The organism is Kitasatospora sp. NBC_01287, assembly GCF_026340565.1.
Lineage (GTDB): Bacteria > Actinomycetota > Actinomycetes > Streptomycetales > Streptomycetaceae > Kitasatospora.
Map to the genome: position 1 here is coordinate 7,907,365 of NZ_JAPEPB010000001.1, position 19,598 is coordinate 7,926,962.

General features: G+C 71.4%; 23 protein-coding genes. 10 read left to right on the plus strand and 13 right to left on the minus strand.

Annotated elements, in window-relative coordinates:
* Window positions 1-11: 11 nt before the first annotated feature.
* The 4 genes from OG455_RS33800 to OG455_RS33815 form a co-directional block, all read right to left on the minus strand.
* Window positions 12-596, minus strand: coding sequence for a hypothetical protein (locus tag OG455_RS33800; RefSeq protein WP_266300097.1), 585 nt, complete (start codon window positions 594-596; stop codon window positions 12-14).
* On the minus strand, window positions 593-1,012 hold the full coding sequence (locus tag OG455_RS33805; protein WP_266300098.1) for an SseB family protein: 420 nt from the start codon (window positions 1,010-1,012) through the stop codon (window positions 593-595). Before OG455_RS33805 ends, OG455_RS33800 begins: the two co-directional genes overlap by 4 nt.
* A gap of 138 nt (window positions 1,013-1,150) precedes the next feature.
* Window positions 1,151-1,813 (minus strand): response regulator transcription factor, encoded by a 663-nt coding sequence (locus OG455_RS33810; protein WP_266301054.1) that lies wholly within the window; start codon window positions 1,811-1,813, stop codon window positions 1,151-1,153.
* A 71-nt stretch (window positions 1,814-1,884) separates the two neighbouring features.
* Window positions 1,885-3,138: a sensor histidine kinase gene (locus tag OG455_RS33815; protein WP_266300099.1), complete on the minus strand. Its 1,254-nt coding sequence runs from the start codon at window positions 3,136-3,138 to the stop codon at window positions 1,885-1,887.
* Between the two features lie 136 nt (window positions 3,139-3,274).
* Between OG455_RS33815 and OG455_RS33820 the strand changes: the two genes are divergently transcribed.
* Window positions 3,275-3,670, plus strand: a complete 396-nt coding sequence (locus tag OG455_RS33820; RefSeq protein WP_266300100.1) for a hypothetical protein — start codon at window positions 3,275-3,277, stop codon at window positions 3,668-3,670.
* 228 nt (window positions 3,671-3,898) lie between these two features.
* On the opposite strand, the gene OG455_RS33825 is transcribed toward OG455_RS33820, so the two are convergent.
* On the minus strand, window positions 3,899-4,558 hold the full coding sequence (locus OG455_RS33825) for a response regulator transcription factor (protein ID WP_266300101.1): 660 nt from the start codon (window positions 4,556-4,558) through the stop codon (window positions 3,899-3,901).
* Window positions 4,555-5,760 carry a sensor histidine kinase gene (locus tag OG455_RS33830; protein ID WP_266300102.1) on the minus strand — a complete coding sequence of 402 codons (1,206 nt, stop codon included), beginning with the start codon at window positions 5,758-5,760 and terminating at the stop codon, window positions 4,555-4,557. Before OG455_RS33830 ends, OG455_RS33825 begins: the two co-directional genes overlap by 4 nt.
* A 134-nt stretch (window positions 5,761-5,894) precedes the next feature.
* Here OG455_RS33830 and OG455_RS33835 point away from each other — a divergent pair, with 134 nt between their 5' ends.
* Window positions 5,895-6,806, plus strand: coding sequence for an ABC transporter ATP-binding protein (locus OG455_RS33835; protein WP_266300103.1), 912 nt, complete (start codon window positions 5,895-5,897; stop codon window positions 6,804-6,806).
* Window positions 6,803-7,654: an ABC transporter permease gene (locus OG455_RS33840; protein ID WP_266300104.1), complete on the plus strand. Its 852-nt coding sequence runs from the start codon at window positions 6,803-6,805 to the stop codon at window positions 7,652-7,654. The genes OG455_RS33835 and OG455_RS33840 overlap by 4 nt, the downstream gene beginning before the upstream one ends.
* Window positions 7,655-7,764: 110 nt before the next feature.
* On the opposite strand, the gene OG455_RS33845 is transcribed toward OG455_RS33840, so the two are convergent.
* Window positions 7,765-7,965: a hypothetical protein gene (locus OG455_RS33845; RefSeq protein WP_266300105.1), complete on the minus strand. Its 201-nt coding sequence runs from the start codon at window positions 7,963-7,965 to the stop codon at window positions 7,765-7,767.
* A 185-nt stretch (window positions 7,966-8,150) separates the two neighbouring features.
* On the opposite strand from OG455_RS33845, the gene OG455_RS33850 reads away from it, so the two are divergent.
* Both OG455_RS33850 and OG455_RS33855 read left to right on the plus strand, forming a co-directional pair.
* On the plus strand, window positions 8,151-8,852 hold the full coding sequence (locus tag OG455_RS33850; protein WP_323185617.1) for a 2-phosphosulfolactate phosphatase: 702 nt from the start codon (window positions 8,151-8,153) through the stop codon (window positions 8,850-8,852).
* Between the two features lie 42 nt (window positions 8,853-8,894).
* The gene (locus tag OG455_RS33855; RefSeq protein ID WP_266300107.1) at window positions 8,895-9,455 is read left to right on the plus strand and encodes a histidine phosphatase family protein; all 561 of its coding nucleotides are present in this window, start codon (window positions 8,895-8,897) and stop codon (window positions 9,453-9,455) included.
* A 286-nt stretch (window positions 9,456-9,741) separates the two neighbouring features.
* Here OG455_RS33855 and OG455_RS33860 read toward each other — a convergent pair whose 3' ends face one another.
* On the minus strand, window positions 9,742-10,083 hold the full coding sequence (locus OG455_RS33860) for a hypothetical protein (protein WP_266300108.1): 342 nt from the start codon (window positions 10,081-10,083) through the stop codon (window positions 9,742-9,744).
* A 2-nt stretch (window positions 10,084-10,085) separates the two neighbouring features.
* Window positions 10,086-10,514 carry an ATP-binding protein gene (locus OG455_RS33865; protein WP_266300109.1) on the minus strand — a complete coding sequence of 143 codons (429 nt, stop codon included), beginning with the start codon at window positions 10,512-10,514 and terminating at the stop codon, window positions 10,086-10,088.
* Between the two features lie 284 nt (window positions 10,515-10,798).
* Between OG455_RS33865 and OG455_RS33870 the strand changes: the two genes are divergently transcribed.
* Both OG455_RS33870 and OG455_RS33875 read left to right on the plus strand, forming a co-directional pair.
* Window positions 10,799-11,638 (plus strand): helix-turn-helix transcriptional regulator, encoded by an 840-nt coding sequence (locus OG455_RS33870; RefSeq protein WP_266300110.1) that lies wholly within the window; start codon window positions 10,799-10,801, stop codon window positions 11,636-11,638.
* Entirely contained in the window at window positions 11,635-11,841 is a 207-nt protein-coding gene (locus tag OG455_RS33875) for a DUF397 domain-containing protein (RefSeq protein WP_266300111.1), read from the plus strand. Before OG455_RS33870 ends, OG455_RS33875 begins: the two co-directional genes overlap by 4 nt.
* A gap of 252 nt (window positions 11,842-12,093) precedes the next feature.
* On the opposite strand, the gene OG455_RS33880 is transcribed toward OG455_RS33875, so the two are convergent.
* Together OG455_RS33880 and OG455_RS33885 are read right to left on the minus strand one after the other, a co-directional pair.
* Window positions 12,094-12,777 (minus strand): response regulator transcription factor, encoded by a 684-nt coding sequence (locus OG455_RS33880; RefSeq protein WP_266300112.1) that lies wholly within the window; start codon window positions 12,775-12,777, stop codon window positions 12,094-12,096.
* Complete coding sequence (locus tag OG455_RS33885; RefSeq protein ID WP_266300113.1) at window positions 12,774-13,988, minus strand: sensor histidine kinase; 1,215 nt, start codon at window positions 13,986-13,988, stop codon at window positions 12,774-12,776. The genes OG455_RS33880 and OG455_RS33885 overlap by 4 nt, the downstream gene beginning before the upstream one ends.
* Before the next feature lie 142 nt (window positions 13,989-14,130).
* Between OG455_RS33885 and OG455_RS33890 the strand changes: the two genes are divergently transcribed.
* The 3 genes from OG455_RS33890 to OG455_RS33900 all read left to right on the plus strand — a co-directional run bounded on the left by OG455_RS33890 (window position 14,131) and on the right by OG455_RS33900 (window position 17,647).
* Window positions 14,131-14,859, plus strand: a complete 729-nt coding sequence (locus OG455_RS33890) for an ABC transporter ATP-binding protein (RefSeq protein ID WP_266300114.1) — start codon at window positions 14,131-14,133, stop codon at window positions 14,857-14,859.
* Between the two features lie 145 nt (window positions 14,860-15,004).
* Window positions 15,005-17,344 (plus strand): ABC transporter permease, encoded by a 2,340-nt coding sequence (locus OG455_RS33895; RefSeq protein WP_266300115.1) that lies wholly within the window; start codon window positions 15,005-15,007, stop codon window positions 17,342-17,344.
* A 117-nt stretch (window positions 17,345-17,461) separates the two neighbouring features.
* Complete coding sequence (locus tag OG455_RS33900; RefSeq protein WP_323185618.1) at window positions 17,462-17,647, plus strand: DUF397 domain-containing protein; 186 nt, start codon at window positions 17,462-17,464, stop codon at window positions 17,645-17,647.
* A 75-nt stretch (window positions 17,648-17,722) separates the two neighbouring features.
* Here OG455_RS33900 and OG455_RS33905 read toward each other — a convergent pair whose 3' ends face one another.
* Together OG455_RS33905 and OG455_RS33910 are read right to left on the minus strand one after the other, a co-directional pair.
* On the minus strand, window positions 17,723-18,661 hold the full coding sequence (locus tag OG455_RS33905; protein WP_266300116.1) for an alpha/beta fold hydrolase: 939 nt from the start codon (window positions 18,659-18,661) through the stop codon (window positions 17,723-17,725).
* Window positions 18,658-19,251, minus strand: coding sequence for a TetR/AcrR family transcriptional regulator (locus tag OG455_RS33910; protein ID WP_266300117.1), 594 nt, complete (start codon window positions 19,249-19,251; stop codon window positions 18,658-18,660). The genes OG455_RS33905 and OG455_RS33910 overlap by 4 nt, the downstream gene beginning before the upstream one ends.
* Window positions 19,252-19,598 lie beyond the last annotated feature (347 nt).

Below are 19,598 nucleotides of genomic sequence, written 5' to 3' on the forward strand. Positions count from 1 at the left end.
CGCCCCCGTGCTCATATCAGCCCCGCGAGCAGGTCCAGGCCGCCGCGCGACTTCTCGGTCTGCACGAAGTCCTTGCCCTCGGCCGACCAGGTCTTCTTGATGTCCGCGTTGGCCTTGGCGACGTCCTGGGCGTTGTCCGGGTGGTTGATGTCGTCGTTGATCGGGTTGTCGGCCCAGGTCTGCCCCCAGGACTGCGCCTCGACCTGGTCGTCGGTCAGGTGCGGGTTGCCCATGCCGGCGTTGACCGCGTCCTTCAGCACGCCCTGCATGTACTGCTCCTGCTGGTAGTAGAGGCCGGCGCTCAGGCCCAGGCGCACCGAGATCTGGTTGCCGTCCTGCACCAGCGTGCGCACGCCCCAGCCCCAGCGGTCCAGGAAGCCCGAGAAGGCGGCGTGCGCCTTGTCGTGCCCGAACTGCCAGGTCTCCATGGACATGTTGCCGAAGCCGCGGCCCTCCGTCGCCTCGCCGTCGAAGCCGAGCGTCTTCAACTCGGCGATGGCGTCGTTGATGCCCTTGGCCGCGCTGTCCAGCGCGCTCGGCAGGACCGTGTAGCCGTCCCCCGAAACGCCGCCGCCGCTCTGCGCGTTGCTGGTCATCGCGCCACCGCCGCGCGGGAGGAGAGCGTGCCCAGCGTGCCCATGGCGGGGAACGGCATCGGGGCCGGGGAGCCCACGTTCACGGCCACCCCGCCGGGGCCGCCGAGCGCGGGCACCGCGACGTCCAGCAGCCGGTGGCCCTCGACCCGGGCGAAGTCCCACGGACGGTCACCGGCACCGCGCGCCACGGCGAAGCGGGCCAGCGCGGCCTCGTCGGTGAACGCGTAGATCCACCTGATCGAGCCCGACTCCGCCACCAGCGGCTCGTCGTCGACCAGCGGGCAGAGCACGGTCGCGCTCCGCAACAGGCCGGTCAGGCCCCGGCTGTCGCCCCGGCCGCCGTACACCGCCTCGATCCCCCGTGCGAGATCCAGCGCTCCCACCGTCACCCCCGACCCGTCGACCTGCGTGGACACAGGAGTCGATTTAAACATCAGCAGCCCCTCGACGGTGTAAAGGGGGTCCGCTGATGCTGTGTGAGGCCTGGTCGGGCCGCCGCCGGGGCCCGGGGCGCCCGCCCGTCGGGCACCGGGCCGGGCACGGGGCCGGGCACGTCAGGTGGCGAATCCCGGTACCACCAGGCCGGATTCGTAGGCGATCACCACGGCGTGGGTCCGGTTCTGCGCGCCGAGCTTGGTCAGCACGTTGCCGACGTGGGTCTTCACCGTCTCCAGGCTCACCGTGAGGGCCTGCGCGATCTCCGGGTTGGACAGGCCGGTGGCCATCGACCGCAGCACCTGCTCCTCGCGCCCGGTCAGCGCCGCCCTGGGCAGCGCCTGGGCCGAACCGGGCGGGCGGGCGGTGACCATCCGGCGCAGGGCCGCCGGGAAGAGGATCGCCTCTCCCGCCGCCACCACCCGCACCGCCTCGGCGATCTGGCGGACCGGCAGCCGCTTGAGCACGAACCCGCTGGCCCCCGCGCTGAGTGCGGCGGTGACGTAGTCGTCGTTCTCGAAGGTGGTGATCACCACGACCTTCGGCGCCGCGGCCGACCCCGCCGCCTCGGCGGGAGCGGTCAGCAACCGCCGGGTGGCCTCGATCCCGTTGAGTCGCGGCATCCGCACATCCATCAGGACCACGTCCGGCGCCAGCAGCCGCACCCGTTCGACCGCCTCGACACCGTCACCGGCCTCCCCGACCACGGAGATCCCCGGCTGCGCGGCGAGCAGCGTGCGCAGACCGCTGCGGGTCACCTCGTCGTCGTCCGCGATCAGCAGGGTGAGGGGAGTGACGGGAGCGACGGAGGTGACGGGGGCGGCACCCGGATCGGCACCCGGCTCGGGGCCCGTCACGCCGACACCCGCACCGGCAGCCGGACCGCCAGCCGCCAGAGCCCCGCCCCGGCCGGGCCGGCCTCGATCTCACCGTGCAGCAGCCGCACCCGCTCGGCCAGTCCGGCCAGGCCGTGCCCCGACGTCGGGAAGGCTCCCCGGCCCGAGCCCGTGGTTCCGCCCGAGCCCGCATCGGCTCCCGACGCGGTGCGGTTGACCACGCTCAGCTCCAGCCCGTCCGGAGCGGCCGCCACCCGCACCTCGATCGGACCGCCCGCGCCGTGCCGCAGCGCGTTCGTCAGCCCCTCCTGAAGGATCCGGTACGCCGCCCGCGAGAGCGTGCCCCGCACCAGCGCCAACTCGCCGGACAGCTCCGGCTCCACCACCGCCCCCGCGTGCCGCAGCCGCTCCAGCAACTCGGGCAGATCGGCCAGGGTCCGCGTCGGCGCCCTGCCCGCCTGCTCCTCGCGCAACACGCCCAGCACGTAGTCCAGGTCCGCCAGCGCCGCGCGGGTCGACTCCTCGATGCTGCGCAGCGCGGCCCGCGCCGCCGCCGGGTCGGCGGCCAGCACCTCGCCCGCCACCGCCGCCTGGATCGTGGTGGCCGTCAGCGTGTGCCCGATCGAGTCGTGCAACTCGTGCGCCAGCCGGTTGCGTTCGGCCAGCCGCAGCTCCCGCTCCGCCGCCAGCGCGAGCCGCTCGGCCGACGAGGGGCCCAGCAGCCTGGGCGCCGACCACCGCAGTACGCCCGCCACCACGGCGCACACGGCCGCCGCCAGCAGCAGGCAGCCGACCGCCGCCACCCAGCTGCCCCAGCCGCCCGTCACCCGCGCCGACCAGCCGAAGAGGGCCATCCGCCCCTCGCCGTGCAGCCAGTTCCCCGGCAGGGTCAGGCCCGCCACGATCAGCACACCGCTCGCCAGGCCCCCCGTCCACCCCAGCGTCACGTGCAGCAGCAGCCACAGCGGGGTCCGCCAGCGGTCGGCACCGGCCGGCGTGGCGGCGGGATCCGGCAGCGGCACCCTCAGCAACCGGCGGGCGCAGGCGACCAGCGCCCGCCGCGTGGTGCGGGCCAGCCCGAGCACACCGATCAGGGCCGCCCAGACCAGCAGGACCAGCGCGGCCCGGACCCCCTCCGGAGCGGACCGCCAGGCCAGCACCGGTAGCAGGGCGAACGGCAGCAGTGGCAGGCTCGCCGGCGCGGCGCAGTAGGCGAAGAGCGCGCCCGAGTACGTGGAGCCGCGCAGCAGCGGCCGTATTCCCCTGATCATGATCGCCAGTATGGCCGGGCAGCTCCCCGGTGGCCTCCCCCGATCGAGGGAGCACCTTCTCCCGCCTTCCCGCGATGCGGTTCCCGTGGTCCGGACACCAGGATCGTGTCCTGCCCAACCGAGGAGAGGACGGCTGATGAACAGCCAAGGCACGGTACGGTCACCGGCGCGGTCACCGGAGCGCCCGGCGCCCGACGGCCCGGCCGCCGCGGCCAGGGAGCTGGGCGTCAACGCGTTGATCAGCTCGGTCTTCCTGATCGGCGGCCTGCTCGGCCTGCTCGGTCTGGTCCTGGGCATCGCCGCCCTGGTCGGATCCCGGCGCACCGGCGCGGGCCGCCGCGAGTCCGCCACCGCCGTGGTGGCGTCGGTCATCGCGATCGCGGTGTCCGCCCTGGTCGCGGTCCTCGCCCTCCGGGCCGCCCACCAGGCCCAGGACTGGGGCTGGTTCGGCCACGTCCACCAGCAGCGCGGCCGGCTGGTGAGGCTGCTGCTGAGGACTGCCTGGCAGGTGCCTTTTGAGTCCGGCCGCTGACCGGGCGCAGATGGAGGACGGCCTCTGCTGACGGCCCCGGGCGCCGGTGCGCAGCCGGCGTCAGGCTTGTGAGGTGTCCGGTGCCTGCGTGTCCGGTGCCTGGGTGTCCGGTGCCTGGGTGGGTGGTGCCAGGCGGGCGATGAGCCTGGCAGCGTTCGGACACCAGGACGTGCCGTTCGAGAGGCTGGTCGAGGAGCGCGGGCACCGGCCCGTGAACCCCTGCCGGGTCTACGGGGTCACCAGGCCGGCCTCATAGGCGATGATCACCAGTTGGACCCGGTCGCGGGCGTTGAGCTTGGCCAGCAGCCGGGTCACATAGGTTTTGGCGGTGGTGACACTGATCACGAGGTTTTCGGCCAGTTCGGTGTTGGACTGTCCTTGGCCGATCAGGATGAGCACCTCGCGCTCCCGGTCGGTGATGCCGGTGATCGTCCGCCGCGGCTTGGCGGCGGCCCCGGACGAGGGGCGGCGCGCGAACTCCTTGATCAGCCGGCGGGTGACGCTGGGGGCGATCAGGCTTTCGCCGGCGGCGACCACCCGTACCGCGGCCAGGATCTCGTCCAGCGCCATGTCCTTGACCAGGAAGCCGGAGGCGCCGGCCCGCAGTGCGCCGTAAACATAGTCGTCGTCGTCGAAGGTGGTGAGCACCACGATCTGGGTCTTCCCGGGGCCGGTGGTGATCTGCCGGGTGGCCTCGATGCCGTCCATGCCGGGCATCCGGATGTCCATCACCACGACGTCGGGCTCCAGGGAGGCGGTCAGCTCGACCGCCTCGGCGCCGTTGGCGGCCTCACCGACCACCTCCAGGTCGGGCGCGTCGGCGATCACCATCCGCAAGGCGGCGCGCACCAGCGGCTGGTCGTCGGCCAGGACCACGCGGATCGTCATCGGACCCCCTCCGGGACGGGAAAACGTGCGGCCACACGGAAGCCGCCTTCGGGAAGCGGCTCGGCGGAGAACTCGCCGTGCAGCAGGTCGACCCGCTCCCGCATGCCCACCAGGCCGAGGCCGGACCCGGCGGTCTTGTCGTGCGGGTGCCGATGGCCGCCGTTGAGGATCTCGATGGACAGCTCCGACTCCTGGCAGTCGATGGAGATCTGGCACGCTCTGGTGTCCGCGTGCCGCACCACGTTGGTGACCGCCTCCTGGATGATCCGGAAGGCCGACACGTCGATCTCCGGGGGAAGCTTCCGCTGCTCGCCGCTCCACCGGACGTCGACCTGGACGCCGGCCGCCGCTGCGGTCACGGCAAGCCCGTCGACGTTCGCCAGACCGGGACCGGGCGCCATCGGGGCCGGCTCGGCGTCCGAACCCGGTTCGGGCTGCCGGAGGGCACCGAGCATCCGGCGCAGTCCGGACAGAGTCTCCCGGCTCGCGGTCTCGATCTCGCCCAGCGCGTTGCGAGCCCCGTCCGGTTGAGTGTCGATGACCCGGCGGGCCGCGCCGGCCTGTAGGGCGATGATGCCGATGGTGTGCGCCACCATGTCGTGCAGCTCTCGGGCGATCCGCAGGCGCTCAGCGGTGACCGCCCGGGCGGCGGCCTGGGCGCTGAGCTGCTCGGCGTGTTCGCGGGACTGGTGCATCGAGCGACCGATCAGCCAGGCGATGACGGCCAGCAGCACCGCTCCCTGGGCATCGCTGGTGTCGCTGCGGGGAACCATGCCGATGTGCGCGACCAGGACGCTGATCAGGATGGCCGCCGCGATGCGCGCCGTTCGCCGGGGGCGGGTGGCGGTGATCACGAGTAGTGCGATGTCCGCCGAGAGGAACTGCAGGGGCGGAAAGTGTGACCCGGCCGCCCAGCCGTCGGTCACTCCCACCGAGGCGGTCACCAGCAGGGCGAGGCCGATCAGCGGACGGCGCGTCAGCAGCGCGCTGCCCGCCAGGGTCACCAGTGCCGCCGCGGACACCATGTTCCAGTCCCGGTTCGTCGCCGAGTGGCCGCCCATGGTGATGCTGTTCAACCAGGCGGCGGCTCCGTTCTGCCCGACGAGCAGGGTGGGGTAGATGGTGACCACCAGCCAGGTGAGGGCTGTCCAGACACCCGGTGGCACGCGCTTCAGCAACGGGAGAGTCATCGTGGCGTACATCCGGTGATGGTAGCCAGGCGGTCTCGACCGGGCATCGGACCACGGGTGTACGACCATTGCTGACAGCCGGGTCCGCAGAAGTGTCACCACTGGTCCGACGCGATGAACAGCGCGTCGGCGGCAGGATCGGCGGCATGATCGAAGTACACGAGCTGACGAAGCGCTACGGCAAGAAGCCGGCCGTCAACAGCCTGAGCTTCACGGTGAATCCCGGTCAGGTGACCGGGTTCCTCGGCCCCAACGGAGCCGGCAAGAGCACGACCCTGCGGATGCTCCTCGGCTTGCACACGCCCACCAGCGGGTCCGTCACCATCGACGGCCGCCCGTTCCGCTCGCTGCCCCGTGGCCTGCGGCATGTCGGCGCGCTGCTGGACGCCGGCGACGTGCACGGCGGGCGCACCGCCCGGGCCCACCTGCGGGCGTTGGCCCGCAGCAACGCGATCCCGCGCGGCCGGGTGGACGAGGTGCTGCGCGAGGTCGGCATCATGGACGCGGCGGATCGCCGGATCGGCGGTTTCTCCCTTGGCATGCGCCAGCGCCTCGGCATCGCCACCGCGCTGCTCGGGGACCCACCGGTGCTGCTCTTCGACGAGCCGCTCAACGGCCTTGACCCGGAGGGCGTGTACTGGGTGCGCAGCCTGTTCGGCCGGCTGGCCGCCGAGGGGCGCACGGTCTTCGTCTCCAGTCACCTGATGTCCGAGATGGAGCACACCGCTCACCAGCTCATCGTCCTGGGTCGCGGTGAGCTGATCGCGGCGGAGAGCGTGGCGGACTTCGCGGCCCGCGGGACCGACCGGAGCGTGTCGGTCCGCACGCCGGACCCGGCGGCGCTGTCGCCGCTGCTGACCGCCGAGGGCGCGTCGGTCCAGCGCGAGCCCAACGGGCAGCTCAAGGTGGTCGGGCTCGACTCGGACCGGATCGCCGCGATCGCCTTCGAACACCGCATCCTGCTCAACGAGTTGACCAATCACACCAGCTCGCTGGAGAAGGCGTTCATGGAGCTGACCGCCGACAGCGTCGAGTACCTCGCAGGAGAGACCAAGTGACCGCGCCGACGAAGACGATGACAGTGGTGCCCAACGTGCCGCACCTGGAGCCCAAAGCCCGCTTCGCTGACCTGCTCGCCGCCGAGTGGATCAAGCTGTGGTCGTTGCGCTCGACCCCCTGGGCCTTCGCCGCCACCGTCGTGGCGGTCCTCGCGACCACCGTGGCCGGCGCTGTTGGCGACTCCCGGAACTACACCACGTTTGACGCGCCGCATCAGGAGTACTTCCGGATGTTCGGGGCCGTGGGCGACTCGTTCTCCACCGGCGCCGCCACGATGCTGATTCTCGGTGTCGGCGCCATCGGCGCCATCACGATCCTCGGTGAGTACACCAGCGGCATGATCCGGACGACCTTCACGGCCGTCCCGGCCCGCCGTTCGGTGATGGCCGCGAAGGTGGCGGTGGTCACCGCGTCCGCGACCGCTTTCGGTGCTGCCCTGGTACTGGTCTCGTACTGTGTGACCCAGGTGATCCTGTCCGGTGACCACGCCTCCGCCGGTCTCGGGCACTCCGGGGTCGTGCGCATGCTCGTCGCCTCCTCGGTGCTCGCTCCGGTATCCGCACTCGTGGGCATGGGGCTGGCCGCGGTCATCCGGCACAGCGTGCTCACCATCGTGGTCACGATCGCGCTCTTCTTCATCCTCCCCTCGCTGCTGGACAGCCAGAAGCTCCTCACCGTGAGCATCCTGCACATGACGATCCTTCAAGCCTGGGGGCGCATCTGCTTCGAGCAGTCCACCACGGCGAGGTTTCCGTGGACGGTGCCGGGCGCCTGCCTCGTCCTCGCCATCTGGGGGCTGGTCTCCCTGGTGCTGGCCATCTTCACCTCCAACCACCGGGACCAGTGAGCAGCGCTCCGCTGGACCTTCTCCCAGGCGCGGGCTGATACGGCCGGGCCGCCCCGACAGTCACAGCTCGCCCTGCGCGAAGTCAGCCCTTTGGGAAAGCCTCGGCACGGTCACAGGCAGTCGAGGAAGGCGAGGACCTTGTCGGTGGGCCGGTAGCGGCCCGGCTGGGCGCTGACCGGTGCTGTCAGAGCCGGCGCCTTCTCGTTGATGGTCAAGTCGGCACGGACGTGGGCGTCGGTGGAGCGGACGCCTACGTGGCCGAGCCAGAGCGCGATGACCGTGGTGTCCACTCCTGCCTGCGACAACGACATCGCGCGACGTCGGCTCGTGTCCGCAGAGGCCGTGTGCGGGTCCCCCCGGGTGGCGATCGAGCAGGAGTGTCGTTGCGGACTGCTTTCGCGACGCAGGTAGCCGGAGGTCTTGCATTCCGAGACCGTCGAGTGATGCGGATCACTCGCCGGGCGCCTTCGGTCGGGCACGCGCGATCATGATCGGTATGGACGCTCGTTTCCTTGGTATCGCTGAGCTGGTCGAAGTCCCGTCCGTGGCGGTCGTGGTCGACGTCATGCGTGCTTTCACCGTGGCTGCTTGGGCCTTTGCGCAGGGGGCGGAAGAGATCGTTCTTGCTGAGTCGTTGGACGAAGCCCTGGCGCTCAAGGCTCGCCACCCGGATTGGGTGGCGATCAAGGACGGTCCGCCCGCGCCCGGCTTCGACCTGGTCAACTCGCCGGGCCTGCTGCGGTCTGTCGACCTTGGCGGACGGACCGTTGTGCAGAAGACCACGGCAGGGACGGTCGGCGCCCTCGCGGTCAAGGAGGCGCCGCTGGTGCTGTGCGCCGGCTTCGTGGTGGCGGAGGCAACGGCTCGGCTCTTGCGGGCGCGCAAGAGCGCCAGTGTCACGTTCGTGGTCACCGGCGAAGACGGGCAGGCCGATGAAGATCTGGCGTGTGCTCAATACATCGCTCGCAGGGCAACGGAGGTCGGGACGGATGCTGCTGAGTTCGTCCGCCGCGCTGCCGAGTCGCGTGCCGCCGCCGAACTGGCGGAGGGGGTGCGTCAAGGAGTCCATCCTGATGACGTCTCGCTCTGTCTTGAGGTCGACCGGTTCCCCTTTGCCATGGTGGCGACCCTGGAAGACCCGCTCATGGTCCTGCGTCCGTGCGCCGTGCCTCCGCTGACCGGTGACGCCCCGATCTGATCACTGGCGAGGTGCGATTGTCGAGAACATCTGGGAGCCCTGATGGCAGTCGAGATCGTCTACGAGACACACGCCACCACCACCGACAACGAGGCCGGCATCGCCACCGGCTGGCTCCCGGGCCGACTCTCGGAACTGGGCCGCCGCCAGGCCCGTGAACTGGGCGAGCGTCGACCGGGCAACGGCTTCGCGGCCGTGTTCACCTCCGACCTGCACCGTGCCGTCCAGACAGCCCAGATCGCGTTCCCCGACGGCCGGCCCCCGATCCACCAGGACATCCGACTGCGTGAGTGCAACTACGGCGACCACAACGGAAGCCCGGTCTCCCTCGTCGCCGCCCAGCGAGCCCAGCGCATCGACAATCCATTCCCCTGCGGTCAGAGCTACCGCCAGGTCGTCACGGCCACCGATGCCTTCCTCCACGACCTCGCCACGGAATGGGACGGCAGCAGAATCCTGGTGATCGCCCACTCGGCCAACCGATCGGCACTGGAACACCTGCTCACCGGAACGCCGTTGGAAGAGCTGCTCGAAGCACCGCCCACCTGGAGCCCGGGCTGGTACTACACGCTACCCGCACACTGGCCCGCCTCAACCCGGTGAACCTGATCCGCCCTGGTCGCGGTCCTCGCCCTCCGGGCCGCCCGCCAGGCCCAGGACTGGGGCTGGTTCGGCCACGTCCACCAGCAGCGCGGCCGGCTGGCGGGGCTGCCGCTGAGGACTGCCTGGCAGGTGCCCCGCTGACCGGTGGTGGGGTCGGGCGGGTCCGGGGGTGGTGAGCTCGTCGCGGTCCCGGGCAGGCTTCCGGGGCTGACCGCAGCGCGGCCCAGTGGCTCCCCGGGCTTGCCCGACTCGGGTGCTGCCGGTGGGAGGTGCGTAGAGCCTCCCGCTACCGCCTCCGGCCGGCGCGCGGTGGTGTGGAGCCGTCTGCGTCCTGTGGTCCGCTCAGCTCCTTGTGGGCGCGGCGGAGGTGGAGCAGGTGCGGGCCGTCCGGCAGGATGAACGTCAGGCTGACCGCGTTGTCGCGCTCCAGGCGCTCGGTCATGTACTCCAGGGATCGGGGTCTGGCGAGGTTCAGCTCGAACGCGCAGTAGTTGGCGTTGTCCAGGGGGAGCAGCCTCATGGCCGCCCAGGTGGCGGCGAGCGCGTCGCTCAGCCTGGCGAACCAGGCGGGCGGCGTCACCCCGGTCAGCTCCACCATGACGGGACCGATCATGTTCTCGGGTGCCATGGCTACTTCACCGCCGGGTCGGGGGCGCACGCGCACCACACGCGCTTGCCGATGCCCTCGCGCGGGCCCCAGCCCCACTCCTGGGACAGCGTGTCGACCAGCAGCAAGCCGCGACCTGACTCCCCGTCGGCCTCGGTGCTCAACGCCGGTGGGGTGTCGCAGGCGTCCTCCACCGAGATCCACAGCAGGTCTTCGTCCGCCTCCAGGCCCAGCTGGATCATCCGGCCGGGCCTGGTGCCGTGTACGAGGGCGTTGGTGACCAGCTCGCTCACGAGCAACTCGCCGTTCTCGGCGAAGCGTTCACCGCCTCGGACGCGCGGCAGGAACGAGCGCAGCAGTCCCCGCGCGAGCGCCGGGGAGCGCCGGCTGTTCGGCAGCCAGCAGTGATCCTTGCCGGTGGGAAGCGGTGGTGTGTCGGGCGATTCGGGCATGGCGAAGCTCCCTTGCTGCACGGCTCGTGAATGACGTGGCCGCAGGAGGACGCGGCCGGCCCACGGCAGCCGGCTGGTAACCAAAGCGTCACAGACGGCTACGGCATGCTTAGGATGCACCTGACTATGTGTCAGATGCAAGGGACTTACTTGCAATGATTGCGTTTGTTGTCGCAGCTTGCTGTTTTGGCCCAGGCTGATCAGAATCGCGGGTGACAGCCGTGCAGACGAAGGGGTCGGGGAGTATGCCAGGTCAGCGACCGCCGACGGTCCGCCTCCGCCGGTTGGCGGCCGAACTGCGGCGGCTTCGCGCGGATGCCGACCTGACCAGGGAGGATGTGACCCGGGAAACGGCGATCAATCCGGCGACGCTGTACCGGATCGAGACCGCTCGCGGGAAGCCGCAGCAGCGGACGTTGATCGCCCTGCTCAAGCTGTACGGCGTCGAAGAGCCGCAGTTCGGTGAACTCGTGGCCCTGTCCCAGGGGGCGGACTCGCAGGGCTGGCTGCGCCCCTACCACAGCGAACTTCCCGAGGAGTACACGGCCTACATCAGCTTCGAGGCTGAGGCCGGCAACGTGCGCAACTACGAATCCCTGTTCGTTCCAGGGCTGTTGCAGACGGAGGACTACGCTCGCGCGGTGATCCGGAGCGTGCTGCCGATGGCGAGCGCGCGGGAGGTCGAGCAGCGGGTCCAGGCCCGCATGGAGCGTCAGGCCGTCTTGGACGGTGATCGCCCGCTCCAGCTGTGGGCGATCATGGACGAGGCCGCGATCCGGCGGATCGTCGGTGGCCCGGAGGTGATGAGTACTCAGCTCCGTCACCTGGTTACCGCTGGTGAGGTCCCCAACGTCACGATACAAGTGATCCCCTTCGCAGCCGGGGCGCACGCCGGAATGCCGGGCTCGTTCGTCCTGATGAGCTTCTCCGGCGCGGATGATCCGGAGATCATCTACATCGACAGCATGGCCGGTGACCTCTTCCTGGAGGCCGAGGCGGACATCCGGCGGTACGGGCTGCTGTTCGACAATCTCCGCGCGGTGGCTCTCGGGCCCGACGACTCGCTGAATCTGATCAAGAAAGCGGCGGCAGAGATGAGCAGTGGAGAGGAGGTAGCAGAGTGAACAGCAACGAACCCTTCGCGCTGAACTGGCGGACGAGTTCCTACAGCAGCGGCAATGGCCAGTGCGTCGAGGTCGCGTCGGCTGTGGGCGCGGTGGCGACCCGGGATTCGAAGGACCCCAACGGGCCTGCGCTGACGTTCCCGGCGGTCGAGTGGCTGGGCTTCATCAAGATGGTCAAGGCGCGCAGCTTCCCGAGTACCTGAGACTCGACCCAGCCGGAAGCCCCGATCTGACGGTAGGTCGGGGCTCCGGCGTGCCGATCAAGGACTTGTCCGCGCGGGACGAGCTGGTGGTGACCGAACGCGTGTGCAGCGGATCAGCGAGCAGGGCTTCGGGGAGTACCTGTCCCTCGCGCCGACCGCCCGAGGAGGCGCAGGTGGGGTCCGTGACTTGGGTGTGCTGGCGCATCCGGAACGCGGCGAACTCGTGGTCTCGCTCGTTCTTCTCATCCTGCCCTACCGTCTACGCGGCACGAGTCCGGCCTCGAAGGCGATGATCGCCAGGTGGACGCGGTCCCGAGCTTCGAGCTTGGCGAACAGACGCGCGACATGTGTCTTCGCCGTCGCCGCGCTGATCACCAACCGCTCGGCTATCTCAGCGTTCGACAGTCCCTGTCCGACCAGTGCCAGCACCTCGTGCTCCCGGTCGGTGATCCCCGCGATGAGACGTGAGTCCGCGGCGGGCTCGGCGTCCGGTTCGGGGGCCGCGGGGCCGGACGTTCCGGCGAAGTCCGCGATCAGCCGTCGGGTCACGCTCGGCGCGATCAACGCGTCGCCGGCCGCCACCACGCGGATCGCGTCCAGGATCGCGTCCAGGGCCATGCTCTTGAGCATGAATCCGCTGGCCCCGGCGCGCAGTGCGCCGTAGACGTACTCGTCGTCGTCGAAGGTCGTCAGCACCAGCACCTTGGGCGGGTCCGGCTCGGCGGTCGCCTGCCGGGTCGCCTCGATCCCGTCCATGCCCGGCATCCGGATGTCCATCACCACGACGTCCGGCCGCAGCTCACGCGCCAGGCGCACCGCCTCGCGGCCGTCGCCGGCCTCGCCGACCACCTCCAGGTCGGCGGTGTCGCCGATCAGGATCCCGAGCCCGACCAGCATCAGCGGCTGGTCATCGACCAGCAGCACCCGCACGCTCATACCGGGAGCCTCGCAGCCACCCGGAATCCGCCCTCCGGACGCCGGCCCGCGCTGAACTGGCCGGACAGCAACGTCACCCGCTCGCGCATGCCGAGCAGGCCGAAGCCGCTCCCGCCGGCCGCCGCCGAGAGCCTCGGACGGCCGGGCCCGCGGAGACCGTCGTCCCCGTCGTCCACCACCTCGATCGTCACTCCTGTCGGCTCGTAACCGACCGCGACCCGGCACGTCCGCGCACCGGAATGCCGCACCACGTTCGTCACCGACTCCTGGACGATCCGGAACGCCGACAGCTCGATCTCCGGCGGCAGCGGACGCCGCTCGCCCTGCCAGGTCACGTGGACCCGCACCCCGGCGCCGGCCGTGCGTTCGGCGAGCCGCGGGACGTCCGCCAGGCTGCCGGCCGGCGCCAGCGGAGCGGCCCTGGGCATGGCGTCGTCGGGCTCGGCGCGGCGTAGCGCTCCGAGCATGCGCTGCAGCCCGAGCAGCGTCTCCCGGCTGGTGGTCTCGATGCCGGTCAGAGCCTGCCGCGTCTGCTCGGGCTTGGTCTCCACGACCCGCGCCGCCGCTCCCGACAGCACCGTGATGATCCCGATGCTGTGCGCGACGCTGTCGTGCAGTTCGCGGGCGATCCGCAGCCGCTCGGCCATGACGGCGCGGGCCTCGGTCTGCTCGTGCAGGGCGTCGAGGTATTCACGGCGTTTGCGGTACACACCGCCGAAGACCCACGCGACCGCGAACAAGAACGCGAGCTGCCCGGCCCTCTGGGCCGCGTAGCCGGCGGAGTCCCTGGGGTAGACCTGGGTGTCCTCGACGAAGGCGGTCGCGACGGCCGCGATGGAGGCGACGGCGGCAGCCTTCGGCCGCCGGGCGGTGAGGTGCCCGCCCAAGGCCAGGAGCAGGAGTAACACGATCCAGGACCGCGCGCCGAAGAGGTCGCCGAGGGCTGATTCGCCCAGGATCGCCGCGAAGACCGCCGCGGGCAGACGGCGCACCAGCAGGATCGGAAGGGCGAGCACGACGCAGAGACCGATCATCTGGTCGGGCTCGAGGTCGGGGAACCGGAACGGGCCGTCGTAGCGCCGGAGCTGACCGACCGGCATCGTCCAGAAGAGCATCAGCGCGTAGAAGCCGGCGGTGGCCAGCACCACGGCCCGCGACGTCAGCCAGGTCACGGGTTCCGACGTCGAGAAACGCTGGAGCAGCTCTTCCATGCGGAGATCGTATTGATCGGCGTCGGCTCTGCGCGTCGTCCCGGGGGCGTACGTGGGGTACGCCGCCGGGCCGATGGCCTGGGGAGAGGTGACATCCGCCGGCCGACGCGATGGATCACGGTCCGTTCCTAGGTTCATGGCCATGACGAATGAGCCGATGATCGATCTCCAGGACGCGACGAAGAAATATGATGACGGCCCGCCCGCGCTGGCCGGGGTGACCTTGTCCGTGGCGGCTGGTGAGTGCGTGGCGATCCTCGGCCATTCCGGCAGCGGCAAGTCGACGCTGCTGAACCTGGTCGCGGGTCTGGACAAGCCGTCCAGCGGCACCGTGACCGTCAACGGAACCCGGGTCGATCAACTCGGCGAGGCCGGTTCGGCGAAGTACCGGCGGGCCTCCATCGGCATGATCTTCCAGTTCTTCAACCTGCTCGATGACCTGACGGTGCTGGACAACGTGATGGTTCCGGCGCAGTTGGCCGGGATGGGCAAGGGCGAGGTGAAGCGGCGGGCGGCCGCGTTGCTCACCTCGCTGGGTATCGACCGGCACGCCAAGGCCTACCCGCAGCGGCTGTCCGGCGGTCAGCGGCAGCGGGTGGCGGTGGCCAGGGCCCTGATGAACCGGCCGGCGTTGCTGCTGGCCGACGAGCCGACCGGCGCGCTGGACTCGCGCTCGGCCGAGGACGTGCGCCGGCTGCTGCTGGATCTGAACGCCGAGGGCCAGACCATCCTGCTGGTGACCCACGACATCCACCTGGCCGCGAACACCGCGCGCCGCACGATCGAGCTGGTGGACGGTGCCGTGGCCCGGGACGTGGTCAACACGGTCAGCGGCGCCACCTCCAACAGCTCGGCGGGAGCGGTCCGATGACGCGGCCCCCAGCGCTGCCATCCCAGCGCCCGTACGAGGTCTCCTTCCGGGCCGTGGCCCGTCTGCTGCCGGCGGTGAGCCGATGAGCGCCCTGGGCAAGGTCGTGCGCTCCGGCGTCGGCCGGCGTCGTGTGCAGTCCCTCGTCATGGCCCTGACGACGTTCGCGGCCGTCACCTCCTCGGTGCTCTCGCTCGGTCTGCTGGTTGTCGTGCAGGCCCCGTTCGACCACGCCTTCAAGGCCCGGAACGGCGCGCATCTGTCGGTCCAGTTCGACGGGTCGAAGGCCACTGCCGCGCAGGCCGCCGCCACCGCGCACGCCGCCGGCGTCACCGAGGCGTCCGGGCCGTACCCGGTCACCGCCGCCCTGAACACGACCTTCGGCACGGACTGCACCGCGAACATCGCCCCGGGCATGCCGCTCGCCGGTCGCGCCAACGAGCCGGTCGTCGCCGCCACCCGACCCGACCTGGCCGGCACCTCCGGCCTGGACCAGCTGGCCCTGGTCCAGGGCAGGTGGCCGACCACCGCGAACGAGATCGTCCTGTTCTCATGGGACCGTCACTGCGCAGGCGGTTCCGTGGTGTTCGACTCGCTGCCGGGCAAGCCCTCGTTCAAGGTCGTCGGCCAAGCGAACTCGCTGACCAACACCGCGACCGGCTTCCTCACCGCCGACGGCTTCGCGCGGCTGACCGCCGCCGGCGCCAGGACCGACGAGCAGATGCTCTACCGGTTCGCCAAGTCCGGGACCGACGCCGACCTCACCACGGACAAGCAGGCGATCGCCGCCGCCGCGCCGGCCGGCTCGGTCGAGAGCGGACAGTCCTACCTGGCCGTGGAGAAGCAGGCCGTCGGCAGCGCGAAGTCCTTCGTGCCGTTCCTGGTCGTCTTCGGCGTCCTCGGCCTGTTCCTGTCGGTGCTGATCATCGCGATCGTGGTCAGCGGCGCGGTGGTCTCGGGAATCCGGCGCATCGGGATCCTGAAGTCGCTCGGCTTCACCCCCTGGCAGGTGGCCCGCGCCTACGCCGCACAGGCCCTGATCCCGGCGACGATCGGCGTGGTGGGCGGCACGCTGGCCGGCAACCTGCTGGCTGTTCCGGTCCTGGGCAAAGCGAGCAAGGATCTCGGTGCCGCGAGCACCGGCCTGCCTGTGTGGGTCAGCCTCGTAGTGCCGATCGGCACCTCGGTCATCGTCGGTGTCACCGCGCTCGTCCCGGCACTTCGGGCCGGCCGCGTGCCGGCGGTGCAGACCCTGGTCGTCGGCCGCGCCCCGAACGCCGAGCGCGGCCAAGGCGCGCAGCGCCTGGCAAGCCGGCTGCCGCTGCCCCGGCCGATGTCGTTGGGACTGGCCCAGCCGTTCGCCAAGCCGGCCCGGGCCGCGCTGGTCGGCGCCGCGGTGCTGTTCGGCGCGGTCAGCGTCACCTTCGCGATGGGGCTGGAGACCGCGTTCACCAAGTACCAGGACACGGATACCACCGGCTTCAACGCCGCGTCGATGCTCGTGGTGCCCGCCGGCACGCCCGCCGGCCTCCACTCCTCCGGCGGCGGCCCTGCCAACCCCCACCTGGACTCCACCGGGGTGGCCGCCGCGCTCGCTTCGGTCCCGGGCACGAAGGCCGCGTTCGGCTGGGGCAACAGCGGCGCGACCGTGATCGGCGCGCCGACGGGGGACTACACGATGGTGGCCACCACCACCGGCGACCTGTCCTGGACCAACCTGGGGCTGCTGCACGGCGGCTGGTACCAGAACCCCGGCGAAGCCGTGATCAACGACCACCTGGCCTCGACGGCCGGGATGCACGTCGGCGACACCGTCACCGTGACGCAGGAGAACGAGCGACTGCCGCTGCGGATCGTCGGCATCGACTTCGATGCCAGCAGCAACGGGGTCGTGATGACCGACGCGGCCACGTTCACCGCCGCCGGTCTGACGCCGTACATCACCCAGTTCAACGTCGAGCTGGCCGACGACGTCAGCGGCCCGGACTGGTCCGCCTCGGCCACCGCCGCGCTGAGCCCGCTGCACGCCGCGGCCACCCCGAACATCACGTACGAGAACTACACGGTGCTCACCATGAGCGCCCTGGTGGCCACCCTCACACTGATGATGATCGCGGTCGCCGCGCTCGGCGTGCTGAACACCGTGGTGCAGGACACCCGGGAACGGATCCACGACCTGGGGATCTTCAAGGCCCTCGGGATGACGCCCAAGCAGACCGTCGCGATGGTGCTGACCTCGGTGAGCCTCACCGGCCTGGTCGCGGGGCTGATCGGGGTCCCGATCGGGATGGCGGTGGAGAAGGCGACGCTGACCCGGATGGGGAACGCGATCGGCAGGAACCTGCCGCCGAGCGTGACCCACGTCTACACCGCCGGGATACTGCTCCCGCTGCTGGCCGGCGGGATCGCGATCGCCCTGCTCGGGGCACTGCTGCCGGCCGGCTGGGCGGCGCGCTCCCGGACCGCCACCGCGCTGCGGACCGAGTAGAACCGGTCGCTCGTAGCGCCAATGTCTCTCCGCCTTGATCGGCGGGCAGGGCCCGGGGGACCTTGACACACTTCCGGTCAAGGCCCTCGGGCCCCGAGGGGTGGTCTGTCGGCCGCAGTGTGGCGGAAGAGCACGTTCAGCGGGCCGGACAACGAGTGCGTCGAGGTAGCGGACGGCATCGCCGACTCCGTGCCGGTGTGTGACAGCAAGGATCCCCATGGCCCCGTGCTGGTCTTCGGGCCTGGTGCGTGGCGAGCCTTCGTCGGTGGCGTGCGGGTGGGGGATTTCGAGGGCGGTCGCTGACCGGGTGCACAGGTGAGGACGGCGCCTGGTCGGTGGGTCCGGTCCAGGGCCGAACCGGCCGAACCGGCAGGGCTTTCAGCGCAGGGCCTCGCGCAGGGCCGCGCCGAACGCGGCCGGGTGTGTGGTCAGGCCGGTGTGTCCGCCGGGGAAGTGCCGGAGTTCGGTGCCGAACCGGTCGGCCAGGAAGGCGGCCGGGCGGTAGGGCAGTTCGCCGCGCGACTCCGCGCCGCAGGCGAGCACGAGTCGGTCCGAGAGCGCGCGCAGCCGCTGGAGGTCCGGGGTGTAGGACATGAAGGCGGGCACGATGCGCCCGACGAAGAAGGGCAGGCCGGCCATCGTCTGCTCGGCCCGCGCCGCCGCCTGCGGCGGGAGCGCGATCTCGGGCTGGGGCGCGGGTGCCGGCCGGGGTGCCGGCTGGGTTGCCGGTTCGGGGGGTGAGCCGGCGGTGTCGCCCGTCTTGGCCAGCCCGGCGGCGAAGGCGGCCATGGCGGGCATCAACCCCTGCGTGTGGAAGGCCTCCTGGACGCGTGCGAGGAGCGCGCGGTGTGCGGCCGCGTCCGGCAGGACGGTCACCACCGGCGGCTCGTGCGCCACCACGCGCTCCAGGCGCTCGGGATGGGCGGTGAGCAGGTGCAGGGCCGCGATCGCGCCGGAGCTGGCGCCGAAGACCCGCGCGGGCCGACCCGGCGAGAGCAACTCCAGCAGGCGGAAGGCGTCGTCGGCGTGCACGGCCACGCGCTGCTCGGCCTCGGGGTCGTCCAGGGTGCTGCGGCACAGGCCGCGCGGGTCGTAGGTCGCGACGGTGTGCTCGGCGGCCAGGTCGTCGGCGATGCCGTCGAAGGAGGCCGCGCCGCCCGTCCCGCCGGGGATCAGCAGCAGGAGCGGGCCCTGGCCGCGCACCTCGTAGTGCAGCGTCGCGCCGTCGACGCGTAGGCGGCCGGTGGCCGGGGGCGTCGGGAGTGGCGGGGTGGTCGTCGGGGTGGTCGGGGTCGTCGGGGTGGTCGGGGTGGTCATCGGGAGGCTCCTTCGTCGGAGGGGGGCCAGTGCGTCAGGAGGGTGTGCAGGGCGTCGAGGGCCCGGACCCAGGAGTCCTGCGGGGCGCGCGCGTGCGCGAAGCCGCCCACGGCCTCCAGGACGACGAATCCGTGGAACGTGCTGCGCAGCAGCCGGACCGCGTCCGTCAGGTCGGGCTCGGCCAGTCCGTAGCCGCGCAGCATGCCGTAGGTCAGCTCGACCGCGCGCCGCGGCCCTGCGGCCTTCGCGGCCAGTTCGGGGTCGATCCGGATCGGGGCCTGGGTGGCCGCGTACCGGCCGGGGTGCTCGTGGGCGTACTCCCGCCAGGCGTTCGCGTAGGCGACCAGCGCGTCCTTGCCCGCCCGCCCGGCGGTCGCCTCCGCGATCCGGACGGTCTTCTCGTCCGCCGCCAGCAGCGCGACGCGCCCCCGCAGATCCTCCAGGCCGCGGACGTGCGCGTACAGGCTGGCGTCCTTGACGCCGAGGCCTCGCGCCACCCGCGACATGGTCACCTGGTCGAGCCCGACCTCGTCCGCCAGTTCGGCACCCGCGATCGTCACCCGTTCGGCAGTCAGTCCGGCTCGCGGCATGCGCCCTCCTCATGTGCTGGAAGTCCTGGGTTCCTAGGGGTCCTAGGATATGCCTAGGACCCCTAGGATCAGCAAGCTGTTTTGACTCTTCGGTTGGTCCGCGCCCGGTCTCCGGCGGTGGCGGGAAAGGGCGGTGACCAGCTGTCGGTGAGCGGGCGTTGACCGGTGCCGGGGGTCGCTGACTAGCTGGTGCCGTGCCCGTTCTCCGTCGCAGGCGAGGCGGTGGGACGGCCCGCCCCCGGCCGGCGTGCGGGCCGGACCCGGAGAGGGAGAGCGAGGCAGTCACATGAGGTCGTCCAGGATCGCGTCCGCGCCACCGTCCGCGCCGCCGCCGCCGTTCGCGCCGC

Coding starts and splice junctions, on each gene's coding strand:
- OG455_RS33800 (WP_266300097.1), bottom strand. CDS start 596: ATGACCAGCAACGCGCAGAGCGGCGGCGGCGTTTCGGGGGACGGCTAC.
- OG455_RS33815 (WP_266300099.1), bottom strand. CDS start 3,138: ATGATCAGGGGAATACGGCCGCTGCTGCGCGGCTCCACGTACTCGGGC.
- OG455_RS33820 (WP_266300100.1), top strand. CDS start 3,275: ATGAACAGCCAAGGCACGGTACGGTCACCGGCGCGGTCACCGGAGCGC.
- OG455_RS33825 (WP_266300101.1), bottom strand. CDS start 4,558: ATGACGATCCGCGTGGTCCTGGCCGACGACCAGCCGCTGGTGCGCGCC.
- OG455_RS33830 (WP_266300102.1), bottom strand. CDS start 5,760: ATGTACGCCACGATGACTCTCCCGTTGCTGAAGCGCGTGCCACCGGGT.
- OG455_RS33835 (WP_266300103.1), top strand. CDS start 5,895: ATGATCGAAGTACACGAGCTGACGAAGCGCTACGGCAAGAAGCCGGCC.
- OG455_RS33845 (WP_266300105.1), bottom strand. CDS start 7,965: ATGTCGTTGTCGCAGGCAGGAGTGGACACCACGGTCATCGCGCTCTGG.
- OG455_RS33850 (WP_323185617.1), top strand. CDS start 8,151: ATGGACGCTCGTTTCCTTGGTATCGCTGAGCTGGTCGAAGTCCCGTCC.
- OG455_RS33855 (WP_266300107.1), top strand. CDS start 8,895: ATGGCAGTCGAGATCGTCTACGAGACACACGCCACCACCACCGACAAC.
- OG455_RS33860 (WP_266300108.1), bottom strand. CDS start 10,083: ATGGCACCCGAGAACATGATCGGTCCCGTCATGGTGGAGCTGACCGGG.
- OG455_RS33865 (WP_266300109.1), bottom strand. CDS start 10,514: ATGCCCGAATCGCCCGACACACCACCGCTTCCCACCGGCAAGGATCAC.
- OG455_RS33880 (WP_266300112.1), bottom strand. CDS start 12,777: ATGAGCGTGCGGGTGCTGCTGGTCGATGACCAGCCGCTGATGCTGGTC.
- OG455_RS33885 (WP_266300113.1), bottom strand. CDS start 13,988: ATGGAAGAGCTGCTCCAGCGTTTCTCGACGTCGGAACCCGTGACCTGG.
- OG455_RS33890 (WP_266300114.1), top strand. CDS start 14,131: ATGACGAATGAGCCGATGATCGATCTCCAGGACGCGACGAAGAAATAT.
- OG455_RS33895 (WP_266300115.1), top strand. CDS start 15,005: ATGGCCCTGACGACGTTCGCGGCCGTCACCTCCTCGGTGCTCTCGCTC.
- OG455_RS33905 (WP_266300116.1), bottom strand. CDS start 18,661: ATGACCACCCCGACCACCCCGACGACCCCGACCACCCCGACGACCACC.
- OG455_RS33910 (WP_266300117.1), bottom strand. CDS start 19,251: ATGCCGCGAGCCGGACTGACTGCCGAACGGGTGACGATCGCGGGTGCC.